The sequence below is a fragment of the Kitasatospora sp. NPDC056327 genome, assembly GCF_042261735.1.
GTDB lineage: Bacteria > Actinomycetota > Actinomycetes > Streptomycetales > Streptomycetaceae > Kitasatospora.
The window spans coordinates 1-11,294 of the sequence record NZ_JBHJRC010000274.1 but is presented as its reverse complement, the minus strand read 5'-3'; the positions used below and the strand labels follow the sequence as shown (position 1 = coordinate 11,294).

The window sequence follows — 11,294 nt, the reverse complement described above, 5'->3', positions numbered from 1 at the left end:
GGTGGTCGCCGCGATCAGGGTGACCCAGCGGTTCTCCACCGCGGGCAGCAGGGAGTCCTGCTGCGCCTTGGAGAAGCGGTGGATCTCGTCGAGGAAGAGCACCGTCTCGCGGCCGCTCATGCCGACCGCGCGGCGGGCGCCGTCGATGACCGCGCGGACCTCCTTGACCCCGGCGGTGATCGCGGACAGCTCGACGAAGCGCCCCTCGACGGCCTGGCTGATGACGTGCGCGAGCGTGGTCTTGCCGGTGCCGGGCGGGCCCCAGAGGATCACCGAACTGGTCGCCGCCGGACCGCGCGACCCCGCGACCAGCCGGCGCAGCGGGGAGCCCTCCTTGAGCAGCTGCCGCTGGCCCGCCACCTCGTCCAGGGTGCGCGGGCGCATCCGCACGGCGAGCGGCGCCCGGCCGGGCTCCTTGCTCTGGCGTTCCTCGGCGGCGGCGGTGAAGAGGTCCGGTTCGTCCACACCGGAAGCCTATGCGAGCGCGCCGACAGGGCGGTGCGGTCCGGCGGCGCTTGACCTTGTCACGGTGAGAAGGTCTTCACTGCGGGCCAGGAGGTGGTCCCCATGACCGAACCGACCACGGACACCCGCACCGCCCAGGCCCTCCGGGCGCTGGAGCACGCCGACCCGTCGGTCCGGCTGAACGCCGCGCTGGCGGTCGGCACGAGCCCGCGCCCCCGGTCCGTCGGCAGGCTCGTCGAGCGCTGCGCGGTCGAGCCCGAGTTCTACGTGCGCGAGATGCTGACCTGGGCGCTCACCCGCCACCCGGCGGAGCGCACGGTGCCGGCGCTGGTCGCCGAGCTCCGTTCGGAGCGGGCACAGGCCCGGAGCCAGGCGCTGCACACCCTGTCCAAGATCGGCGACGGCCGGGCCTGGCCGGCCGTCACGCCGGAGCTGCTGGCCGACGCCGACGACGAGGTGGCGCGCAGCGCCTGGCGGGCGGCGGTGGCGCTCGTCCCCAACGGTGGCCGGGCGGCGCTGGCCGTAGGGTTGGCGACACAGCTCGGACGCGGCGGACGCGAGACGCGGCTGAGCCTCAGCCGGGCCCTGATCGGGCTCGGAGAGGCGATGCTGCCGGCCCTGGGCGCCGCGGCGACGGCTCCCGACCCCCGGGTCCGCACGCACGCGCTCGCCACCGAGCGGCTGTGGCGCGAGCCCGACGCCGGCTTCGACCTCGCGGTCGAGGAGGCGAAGCGGGTCGTCGCCCTCGGCCCGGACGGCCCGGGCCGCCGGGAGGGGCGGTAGGCAGTGCTGATCGGTGACGTCGCGCGACGGTCCGGGGTGAGCGCCCGAATGCTCCGGCACTACGAGGAGCTCGGCCTGGTGCGGCCGACCGGCCGCAGCGTCTCCGGCTACCGGGAGTACTCCGACGAGAACATCCGGCGGATCTTCCACATCGAGAGCCTGCGGTCGCTGGGGCTGTCGCTGCGCGAGGTCGGACGGGCGCTCGGCGACCCCGGCTTCACGCCCGCCGGGCTCGTCGAGGACCTCGTCCGCCGCACCCGCGAGCGCATCGCGGCCGAGACCGAACTGCTCACCCGGCTGCGCCGGATCGGTGCGGCGGAGCCGACCGGCTGGGAGGACGTGCTGCACACCGTCGCCCTCCTCCAGGCGCTGGGGTCGCCGAACCCGCAGGCCCGCCAGCGCGCCGCGCTGTCCGCGGCCGGGGACGCCCCGGTGCCGGTGGAGGCCCTGGTCGAGGCCGTGCTGAACGAGCCGGACCCGGGCGTGGCCGGGGCCCTGCGCTGGACGCTGGCGCAGTGCGGCGACGAGGCGCTGCCGCAGCTGGCACGGGGCCTCGGCGCCGCCCGGGCCGAGGTGCGCGAGCGCGCCGTGCGCTCGCTCGCCGAGATCCCGGGCGACGCGGCGACCGGCCTGCTGCGCGAGGCGCTGGCGGGGCCCGACCCCGTGGTGCGGGGGCAGGCGGCCCTGGCGCTCGGGGCCCGCGGCGCGGCCGACGCCGTCCCGGAGCTGATCGACATGATCGTCGGGGAGCGGAAGGACGCCGACGCCGCCGACGCGCTGGCCGTCCTGGCCCGCGACCCCGGACCGGCGGACCGGATCGCCACCGGGATCGTCGGCCGGCTCACCCACGGCGCGCTCGGGGCCGCCGCCCGCCGCCGGCTGGCGCAGGCGCTCGCGGACGTCCCCGGCGTCACGTCCTCACGCGCCCTCGCCGGGCTGGCCCGGGACGAGGACCGCGCCGTCGCGCTCACCGCGGCGTACGTCCTCACCCTGCGCCGGACCCGCTGACCGCCGCCCGGCGGGGCCCGCTACGTGCCGAGCCCCGCCGCGTGGTCCGGCACGTAGCGCTGCAGGTCGCGGGGCGGCCGCTGGTAGCCCCGGGAGGCCGGCCGTTCGGGCAGCTCGATCCTCGGCGGCCTCACCTCGTGGTACGGCAGGGTGGAGAGCAGGTGGGCGATCATGTTGATCCGGGCCCGCCGCTTGTCGTCGCTCTCCACCACGTACCAGGGCGACTCCGGGGTGTCGGTGTGCAGGAACATCTCGTCCTTGGCCCGCGAGTAGTCCTCCCAGCGGGTGATCGACTCGACGTCCATCGGCGAGAGCTTCCAGCTCTTCATCGGGTCCTCCAGCCGGTCCCGGAAGCGCTTCTGCTGCTCGGTGTCGCTGACCGAGAACCAGTACTTGCGCAGCAGCAGGCCGGACTCGGTGAGCATCCGCTCGAAGGTGGGGCACTGCTGCAGGAACTGCCAGTACTCCTCCTCGGTGCAGAAGCCCATCACCTTCTCCACCCCGGCGCGGTTGTACCAGCTGCGGTCGAACAGGACCATCTCCCCGGCGGCCGGCAGGTGCTCGACGTACCGCTGGAAGTACCACTGGGTGCGCTGGCGCTCGGTGGGCGCGGGCAGTGCCGCCACCCGGGCGATGCGGGGGTTCAGATACTCCGTCACCCGCTTGATCGCGCCGCCCTTGCCGGCCGCGTCGCGCCCCTCGAACACCACCACCAGCCGGGCGCCCTCGGCCCGGACCCACTCCTGGAGCTTCACCAGCTCCTGCTGCAGCCTCAGCAGCTCGCGCTCGTAGGGCTTCCTCCCGAGCCGCTCCTGCGGGCCGCTCTGCTCGCGCTGGGCCTTCGCTGCCACCTGGGGGCCTCCGTTCGGCGGGGTGCTGATGACCCTTCACCGTACGTCCTCGAACGGATCTCCGCAGGTCGGGGGTGCCGGCCGAGCAGCGGCGGCCCCCTGAACCGCCGCTGCCCGGTTCCCCCGTGGACCGGTCCGAAGACCGAACGATCAACCATGACGCAGACCTGCCGAACGGGTCCAATTTCCGGTTCCATAACCTTGGGGCATGGATGTCGACACCCGCCTGTTGCGCAGCTTCGCAGCCGTCTGCGAGGAGGGACAGCTGACCGCGGCGGCCGCCCGGCTGTTCGTCTCCCAGCCGACGCTGACCAAGCAGATCCGCCAGCTGGAGAACCTGCTCGGGGTGGAGCTGTTCGAACGGTCCCGGCGCGGTATGGCCCCCACCCGGGCCGGCCGGGAGCTGGCCGCGCACGCGGGCCTGCTGATGGCCGGCTGGGAGGAGGCGCTGCGGGCCACCCGGGCGGCCGCGGCGGACCAGGGCTCGACGCTGCGGGTGGGCTTCGAGGGCGGCATCATCAACCTGATGTCCCAGCGCACGGTGGCGGACTTCGCCCGCCGGATGCCGGGCTGGCAGGTCGAGCTGCGGCAGAACAACTGGTTCGACCCGACCTCGGGCCTGGCGACCGGGGAGATCGACCTGACCCTCTGGCACGCCCCGCCCTCGCTGCGGGAGCGGTACAGCGTGGCCGTGCTGGGCGAGGAGCCGCGGTTCGCGGCGCTGCCGGCCGGGCACCCGCTGGCGGCCCGTGCGGTGATCGACTTCGAGGAGCTGCTGGACGAGCCCTTCGTGGCGATCCCGCACGAGGCCGGGCACTGGCGGGACTACTGGCTGGCGGTCCGGGAGCGGGGCGGGCGACCTGTGCGGATCGGCGCGGTGGCGCACAACACCGACGAGTACCTGGCCGCGGTCGTGTGCGGCCAGGGCGTCGGTTTCGCCCCGGAGACCATGAGCCGGCTGGCACCGCGTGAGGATGTCGCGTACCGGCCGGTGCGAGGGTTGAGCCCGAGCCAGGTCGGGCTCTACTGGCCGAAGGACCGGAAGCCGACGCCCGCGATGGCCGCGTTCGTGCGCAGCTGCCGGGCCACGATAGCGTTCAGCATCCGGGCCTGACGGGGGAGTCGGACGGCCTGGGAGGCGCTAGACGGCCTCGAAGGGTTCGGGGTACCGGCACAGGCCCCGCGGGGAGCCGTCGTACGCGGGCAGCGTGAGTGCCTGGAAGTACCCGTCGGGCACCTCGAACGGACCGCTCACCTCGTGCCGCTGGGCCGGGATGAAGCCGAAGCGGCCGTAGTAGTCGGGGTCACCGAGCACCACGACGAGTTTCTCGCCCGCCTCCCCGGCGGCCGACAGCGCGGCTTTGACCACCAGCTCGCCGACCCCCTTGCGCTGCCACTCGGGCGCCACCGCGACCGGCGCGAGCGCCAGTCCCTTGCCCTTGCCGACCCGCAGCCGGGTGAGCAGCGCGTGACCGACCACCAGACCCCCGTCGTCGACCGCGACCACCGACAGCTCCGGCAGCCAGGCCGGGTCGCGGCGCAGGGCGTCGACCAGGTCCGCCTCGTCGGGGCCGGGGAAGGCGGCCATGTGAACACGTCTGGTGGCGGGAGCGTCCTCGGGACACTCGATTCTGGTACTGACCTTCACAGGGATCCCTCTCTGTGTCGCACACCGTTGTGGACCGGCCCCGGACAGCGGAAATGCCGTCCGGGGCCGTGAAAGGTTAGCCGATGCCGGCCGATGCGGTGTCAGGCCTTCGGCTGGGCCTCGGACTTGGCGTCCTCACGGACCTTCGGCTGGGCGTCGACGCCGGCCTCGCGGCGCTGCGCCGGGGTGATCGGGGTGGGGGCGCCGGTCAGCGGGTCGCCGCCGGTCGACGTCTTCGGGAACGCGATGACGTCCCGGATGGTGTCGTACCCGCCGAGCAGGGTGACGATCCGGTCCAGGCCGAAGGCGACACCGCCGTGCGGCGGCGGGCCGTAGTTGAAGGCGTCCAGCAGGAAGCCGAACTGCGAGGCGGCCTCCTCCTCGGAGAGGCCGATCGCGTCGAACGCCCGCTTCTGCACGTCCCGCTGGTGGATGCGGATCGAACCGCCGCCCAGCTCCGAGCCGTTGAGCACGAGGTCGTAGGCGTTGGACAGGGCGGCGCCCGGGTCGGTGTCGAAGGTGGCCAGCGACTCGGCGGTGGGCGCGGTGAAGGGGTGGTGCACGGCGTGCCAGCCCTGGAAGGCGCCCTTGTCGTCCTCGATCGGCTCGAACATCGGGAAGTCGACGACCCACAGGAAGGCCCACTGGGACTCGTCGATCAGCTCGCAGCGGCGGCCGATCTCCAGACGGGCGGCGCCGAGCAGCTCCTGGGAGGCGCGCTCCTTGCCGGCCGCGAAGAAGATCGCGTCGCCGTTCTTGGCGCCGGCCGCGGCGGCCAGGCCGGCCAGGTGCTCCTCGGAGAGGTTCTTGGCGACGGGGCCGCGCAGCTCGCCGGTCTCGGCGTCGATGAGCACGTAGGCCAGACCGCGGGCGCCGCGGGCCTTGGCCCAGTCCTGCCAGGCGTCGAGCTGCTTGCGCGGCTGCGAGGCGCCGCCGGGCATGACCACCGCGCCGACGTACGGGGCCTGGAAGACCCGGAAGTCGGTGCCCTTGAAGTAGGCGGTGAGGTCGGTGAGTTCCTGGCCGAAGCGGACGTCCGGCTTGTCCGAGCCGTAGCGGCCCATGGCGTCCGCGTAGGTCATCCGCGGCAGCGGGTCCGGGATCTCGTAGCCGTGGACCTCGCGCCAGACGGCGCCGATGATCTTCTCGCCGAGGGCCAGGACGTCCTCCTGGTCGACGAAGGAGGCCTCGATGTCCAGCTGGGTGAACTCCGGCTGGCGGTCGGCGCGGAAGTCCTCGTCGCGGAAGCAGCGGGCGATCTGGTAGTAGCGCTCCATGCCGGCCACCATCAGCAGCTGCTTGAACAGCTGGGGCGACTGCGGCAGGGCGTACCAGTGGCCGGGCTGCAGGCGGACCGGGACGAGGAAGTCGCGGGCGCCCTCGGGGGTGGAGCGGGTGAGGTACGGCGTCTCGATGTCGAGGTAGTCGTTCTCCTCCATCACCCGGCGGATGATGTTGTTGACCTTGGAGCGCAGGCGCAGGCCCTTGGCGGGGCCCTCGCGGCGCAGGTCGAGGTAGCGGTAGCGGAGGCGGACCTCCTCGTTGACGGTGCCGGGCTCGTACTCGGCGACCGGGAACGGCAGCGGCGCGGCCTCGGAGAGCACCTCGATGGCGCTGACGACGACCTCGACGGCCCCGGTGGGGATGTCCGGGTTCTCGTTGCCCTCGGGGCGCACCCGGACGTCACCGGTCACCTTGACGCAGTACTCGGCGCGCAGGCCGTGCACCGAGTCGAGGTCGCGGACCACGATCTGCACGGTGCCGGAGGCGTCGCGCAGGTCGATGAAGGCGACGCCGCCGTGGTCGCGGCGGCGGGCGACCCAGCCGGCCAGGGTGACGGTGGTGCCTGCGTGCTCCGGGCGGAGCGTGCCCGCGTCGTGCGTGCGGATCACAGCTGCTTCTCCTTCAGGGTGGTGACGAGTGCGTCGAGGGCGACGGGGTTCTGCTCGCCGGTGGTGAGGTCCTTGAGCTGGACGACGCCCTCGGCGAGGTCGCGGTCCCCGGCGACCAGGGCGAAGCGGGCGCCCGAGCGGTCGGCGGACTTCATGGCGTTCTTGATGCTCTTGACGCCGAAGGCGAGGTCGGTGGCGACGCCGGCCCGGCGCAGCTCGGTCACCTTGGCGAACAGGACGTTCTTGGCCTCCTCGCCGAGCGCGACGGCGTAGACGGAGGTGGCGGCCGGGAGTTCGAGGGCGACGCCCTCGGCCTCCAGGGCCAGGAAGGTGCGGTCCACGCCGAGCGCCCAGCCGACCGAGGGCAGCGCCGGGCCGCCGATCATCTCGGACAGGCCGTCGTAGCGGCCGCCGCCGCCGATCGCGGACTGGGCGCCGAGGCCGTTGTGGACGAACTCGAAGGTGGTGCGGGTGTAGTAGTCGAGGCCGCGGACCAGCCTGGGGTCGTCGACGAAGGCCACCCCGGCCGCGGTGAGCAGCTCGCGGACCCGCTCGTCGTAGGCCTTGCAGTCCTCGCAGAGGTGGTCGCGCAGCTCCGGGGCGCCGCCGAGCTGGGCCTGCACCGCCTCGCGCTTGTCGTCCAGCACGCGCAGCGGGTTGATCTCCGCGCGGCGGCGGGTGTCCTCGTCGAGGTCCAGGCCGGCCAGGAACGCGACCAGGGCGGCGCGGTAGACCGGACGGCAGACCTTGTCGCCGAGGCTGTTGAGCAGCAGGCGGTAGTCGCTCAGGCCGAGGGCGCGGAAGGCGTCGTCGGCGAGGATGATCAGCTCGGCGTCCAGCGCCGGGTCCTCCGCGCCGATCGCCTCGGCGCCGACCTGCGAGAACTGGCGGTAGCGGCCCTTCTGCGCGCGCTCGTAGCGGTAGTAGGAGCCGGAGTACCAGAGCTTGACCGGCAGGTTGCCCTGCTTGTGCAGGTTGGCCTGGAGCGCGGCGCGCAGCACGGAGGCGGTGCCCTCGGGGCGCAGCGCGAGCTCGTCGCCGCCCTTGGTGGTGAGGGTGTACATCTCCTTGCTGACGATGTCGGTGGACTCGCCGACGCCGCGGGAGAACAGCTTGACGTCCTCGAAGACCGGGGTCTCGACGTAGCCGTAGCCGGCCCGGCGGGCGGGCGCGGCGATCGCCTCGCGGATCGCCAGGAAGGTCGCCGAGCTGGGCGGCAGCAGGTCGTAGGTGCCCTTGGGGGCGGTGAAGGTGCTCAACTTCTCTTCCGTCACATTCCTCGTCGCGGGAAGTCCGGGGCGCCGGCCGCCCCCGCTGCCTGCCTGAGGTAGGGGTTGGCGGCGCGCTCGCGGCCGATGGTGGTCTGTCCGCCGTGGCCGGAGAGGACCACGGTGGCGTCGTCGAGGGGCAGGCACACCCGGGCCAGCGAGCGCATGATCGCCCCGCCGTCCCCGCCCGGGAGGTCGGTTCGCCCTATGGAGCCGGCGAAGAGCAGGTCGCCCGAGAAGAGCACCGGGGGGAGCTCCTCGGCACCGGGCGTCCGGAACGTCACCGACCCCCTGGTATGACCGGGGGCGTGGTCGACGGTGAGCGACAGACCGGCCAGCTCCAGCACGCTGCCGTCGGTGAGCTCGCGGACGTCGTCGGGCTCGCCGACGGTCAGCTCGCCCATCAGCTGGGTGCCCAGGGAGCGGCCGAGCGCCTTCTCCGGGTCGCTCATCATGTAGCGGTCCTCGGGGTGGATCCAGGCCGGGACGCCCCTGGCGCCGCAGACCGGGACCACGGAGGCGACGTGGTCGATGTGGCCGTGGGTGAGCAGCACGGCGACCGGCTTCAGCCGGTGCTCGCGGACCAGTTCCTCGACACCGGCGGCGGCCTGGTGGCCCGGGTCGACGATGACGCACTCCTCGCCCGGCGCCGGAGCGACCAGGTAGCAGTTGGTGCCCCAGGCTCCAGCGGGGAATCCGGCGATGAACACGCGCGTCCTTCGGTGTCGGTCTTCGGGGCTTCGGCGTCGGTGGCCGCGGCGGCCAGGGCCCCGGCTGTGAACTGTGGTGTAGGGGCAGCCTACCGGCGGTCCGGGTCCGGTTGCGAACCAGATGCGCGTGACAGGTTCACTTCGAGCTGAATGGTTCACCCCGTTCTTACGGTCGCGGTCCCTACACTTGACCGCCGATGGGTGCGATGATCCGCATCGGCGTCGCACACACACGAAGCCCCCACATCCGCGCCCAGCACATATCCGTAGGAGACAGAGCCGGTGGTCAGCAGCGAACAGCGGCGGCGGCAGCTCGCCCGGGAGAAGTACGAGCGTCAGGCCGAGCGCCGGGCCTCCGCGGCGACGGCACGCAAGCGCCGCAACACCGTCCTCGGCGCCTCACTCGCCGTGGTCGTGCTCGCCGGCGGCGGCACCCTGTTCGCGACCGGTGCCTTCGACTCGGACGACGACAAGAAGAACACCGCCGCCCAGGCCGCGCCGACCCAGAGCCAGACCGAGCCGAGCGTCCCGACCCGCAAGCCGGTCGAGGGCTGCGGCGAGCCGGCCGCGGGCAGCCCCAACGGCAAGCAGTGGCAGGCCGAGCCGGCCATGACCGTCGACACCGCCGCCGCGTACACGGCGACGCTGGACACCAACTGCGGCAAGGTGACGCTCTCACTGGACGCCGCCAAGGCCCCGCACACGGTGAACTCCTTCGCCTTCCTGGCCGGCGAGAAGTACTTCGACCACACCAAGTGCCACCGCCTCACCACCGGCGGCATCTTCGTGCTGCAGTGCGGCGACCCGACCGCCAGCTCCACCGCCCCCGGCGGCACCGGCGGCCCCGGCTACAAGTTCGCCGACGAGAACCTCACCGGTGCCACCTACCCGGCCGGCACCCTGGCGATGGCCAACGCCGGCCCGGGCACCAACGGCAGCCAGTTCTTCCTGGTCTACAAGGACACCCAGCTGCCGCCCAGCTACACCCCGTTCGGCAGGATCACCGGCGGTCTGGACGTGGTCCAGAAGATCGCCGCCGCGGGCACCCTGGAGGGCGGCGGCGACGGCCACCCGATGGCCGACGTCACCCTCAACTCGGTGACCGCCGCCAAGGGTTGACCCGCCCCGGGGCCGCCCGCCACCGCCCTCCGGGGCGTGGTCCGGCGGCCCCGGCCCGAAATCGCCCGGCCCGGATGCGGACAGCACCGGGCCCGGTCGCCTATGTTGGCGTTGTATAGGGTGCCCAGACCCGCCGGCCGTCACCCTCGGCAGCAGGATCCGGCGGACGGGGACGGCGGGCCCATCGGTCCGCCGCACATCAACTGTGGACGACGGTCGCGTACCGCCCCGGCGCGGGCGCGACGTCATGTGGAGGACGCGCTATGAGCAGCGACCCGTGGGGCCGTGTCGACGAGCAGGGCACGGTCTACGTCAGGACCGCCGACGGCGAACGCGTCGTCGGTTCCTGGCAGGCCGGCTCGCCCGAGGAGGCGCTCGCCTACTTCGAGCGCAAGTACCAGGGCATCGAGGTGGAGATCGGCCTGCTGGAGAAGCGGGTGCGCACCACCGACCTGGCCGCCAAGGACGCCCAGGCCGCACTGGACCACCTGCGCGAGCAGGTCACCGAGGCGCACGCGGTCGGTGACCTGGCGGCCCTGGCCAAGCGGCTGGACACGCTCGCCGGCGAGATCGAGAGCCGCCGCGAGGAGCGCAAGGCCGCCCGGGCCAAGGCCCAGGACGAGACCCGCACCGCCAAGGAGGCGCTGGTCGCCGAGGCCGAGCAGCTCGCCGAGTCCACCCAGTGGCGGGAGGCCGGCGACCGGCTGCGCGCCCTGGTGGACACCTGGAAGGGTCTGCCCCGGCTGGACCGCAAGAGCGACGACGAGCTGTGGCACCGCTTCTCGCACGCCCGCTCGGTGTTCTCCAAGCACCGCAAGTCGCACTTCGCGGCGCTGGACGCCGAGCGCGACCAGGCCCGGCTCACCAAGGAGCAGTTGGTCGCCGAGGCCGAGGCGCTCTCCTCGTCGACCGAGTGGGGCGACACCGCGGCCGCCTACCGCGACCTGATGGCACGCTGGAAGGCCGCCGGCCGCGCCCAGCGCGACATCGAGGACGAGCTGTGGGCGCGCTTCCGCGGCGCCCAGGACGTCTTCTTCCAGGCCCGCTCCGCGGTGTTCAGCGAGCGCGACGCCGAGCAGGTCGCCAACCAGAAGCTCAAGGAGGCGCTGGCGGCCGAGGCCGAGACGATCCTGCCGATCACCGACCTCAAGGCGGCCAAGGCGGCGCTGCGCGAGATCAACGAGCGCTGGGAGGCCATCGGCCACGTGCCGCGCGACGCCCGTCCGAAGCTGGACGGCCGGCTGAACACGGTCGAGCGGGCGATCCGCGAGGCCGAGGACGGCGAGTGGAAGCGCTCCAACCCGGAGGCCAGGGCCCGCGCCGCCGGCATGGTCGGCCTGTTCCAGGCCAAGGCGGACAAGCTGCGCGCCGACCTGGACAAGGCCCGCGCGGCCGGCAACGCCTCGAAGGCCGCCAAGCTGGAGTCCGAGCTGGCCGGCGTCCAGGAGCTGCTGGAGCAGGCGCACCGCAGCCAGGAGGAGTTCAGCGGCTGATCCGGGCCGCGGACGACGGGGGGGGCCCCGGGGGCCCGTACCCCGGGGGCCCGCCGG

11 protein-coding genes are annotated in these 11,294 nt (G+C 73.4%); 5 read left to right on the top strand and 6 right to left on the bottom strand.

Annotated elements, in window-relative coordinates; all coding sequences use genetic code 11:
• On the bottom strand, positions 1 to 465 hold a 465-nt coding region (locus tag ACFCX4_RS29205), incomplete at its 3' end, for an AAA family ATPase (protein WP_376148740.1).
• Between the two features lie 102 nt (positions 466 to 567).
• Here ACFCX4_RS29205 and ACFCX4_RS29200 point away from each other — a divergent pair.
• Positions 568 to 1,248, top strand: a complete 681-nt coding sequence (locus tag ACFCX4_RS29200; RefSeq protein ID WP_376148737.1) for a HEAT repeat domain-containing protein — start codon at positions 568 to 570, stop codon at positions 1,246 to 1,248.
• Between the two features lie 3 nt (positions 1,249 to 1,251).
• Positions 1,252 to 2,256: a HEAT repeat domain-containing protein gene (locus ACFCX4_RS29195; RefSeq protein ID WP_376148735.1), complete on the top strand. Its 1,005-nt coding sequence runs from the start codon at positions 1,252 to 1,254 to the stop codon at positions 2,254 to 2,256.
• A gap of 20 nt (positions 2,257 to 2,276) precedes the next feature.
• Here ACFCX4_RS29195 and ppk2 read toward each other — a convergent pair whose 3' ends face one another.
• The gene (gene ppk2 / locus ACFCX4_RS29190; protein ID WP_376148732.1) at positions 2,277 to 3,107 is read right to left on the bottom strand and encodes a polyphosphate kinase 2; all 831 of its coding nucleotides are present in this window, start codon (positions 3,105 to 3,107) and stop codon (positions 2,277 to 2,279) included.
• 208 nt (positions 3,108 to 3,315) lie between these two features.
• Between ppk2 and ACFCX4_RS29185 the strand changes: the two genes are divergently transcribed.
• Positions 3,316 to 4,221, top strand: a complete 906-nt coding sequence (locus tag ACFCX4_RS29185) for a LysR family transcriptional regulator (protein WP_376148729.1) — start codon at positions 3,316 to 3,318, stop codon at positions 4,219 to 4,221.
• Between the two features lie 27 nt (positions 4,222 to 4,248).
• On the opposite strand, the gene ACFCX4_RS29180 is transcribed toward ACFCX4_RS29185, so the two are convergent.
• The 4 genes from ACFCX4_RS29180 to ACFCX4_RS29165 all read right to left on the bottom strand — a co-directional run bounded on the left by ACFCX4_RS29180 (position 4,249) and on the right by ACFCX4_RS29165 (position 8,625).
• Complete coding sequence (locus ACFCX4_RS29180; RefSeq protein ID WP_376148726.1) at positions 4,249 to 4,755, bottom strand: GNAT family N-acetyltransferase; 507 nt, start codon at positions 4,753 to 4,755, stop codon at positions 4,249 to 4,251.
• Positions 4,756 to 4,856: 101 nt separating this feature from the next.
• The gene (gene aspS / locus ACFCX4_RS29175; RefSeq protein WP_376148723.1) at positions 4,857 to 6,647 is read right to left on the bottom strand and encodes an aspartate--tRNA ligase; all 1,791 of its coding nucleotides are present in this window, start codon (positions 6,645 to 6,647) and stop codon (positions 4,857 to 4,859) included.
• Positions 6,644 to 7,906: a histidine--tRNA ligase gene (gene hisS, locus ACFCX4_RS29170; protein WP_376148720.1), complete on the bottom strand. Its 1,263-nt coding sequence runs from the start codon at positions 7,904 to 7,906 to the stop codon at positions 6,644 to 6,646. The genes aspS and hisS overlap by 4 nt, the downstream gene beginning before the upstream one ends.
• An 11-nt stretch (positions 7,907 to 7,917) precedes the next feature.
• Positions 7,918 to 8,625, bottom strand: a complete 708-nt coding sequence (locus ACFCX4_RS29165) for an MBL fold metallo-hydrolase (RefSeq protein WP_376148717.1) — start codon at positions 8,623 to 8,625, stop codon at positions 7,918 to 7,920.
• A gap of 282 nt (positions 8,626 to 8,907) precedes the next feature.
• Between ACFCX4_RS29165 and ACFCX4_RS29160 the strand changes: the two genes are divergently transcribed.
• Positions 8,908 to 9,744, top strand: a complete 837-nt coding sequence (locus ACFCX4_RS29160) for a peptidylprolyl isomerase (protein ID WP_376148714.1) — start codon at positions 8,908 to 8,910, stop codon at positions 9,742 to 9,744.
• Between the two features lie 263 nt (positions 9,745 to 10,007).
• Positions 10,008 to 11,237, top strand: coding sequence for a DUF349 domain-containing protein (locus ACFCX4_RS29155; RefSeq protein WP_376148711.1), 1,230 nt, complete (start codon positions 10,008 to 10,010; stop codon positions 11,235 to 11,237).
• Positions 11,238 to 11,294 lie beyond the last annotated feature (57 nt).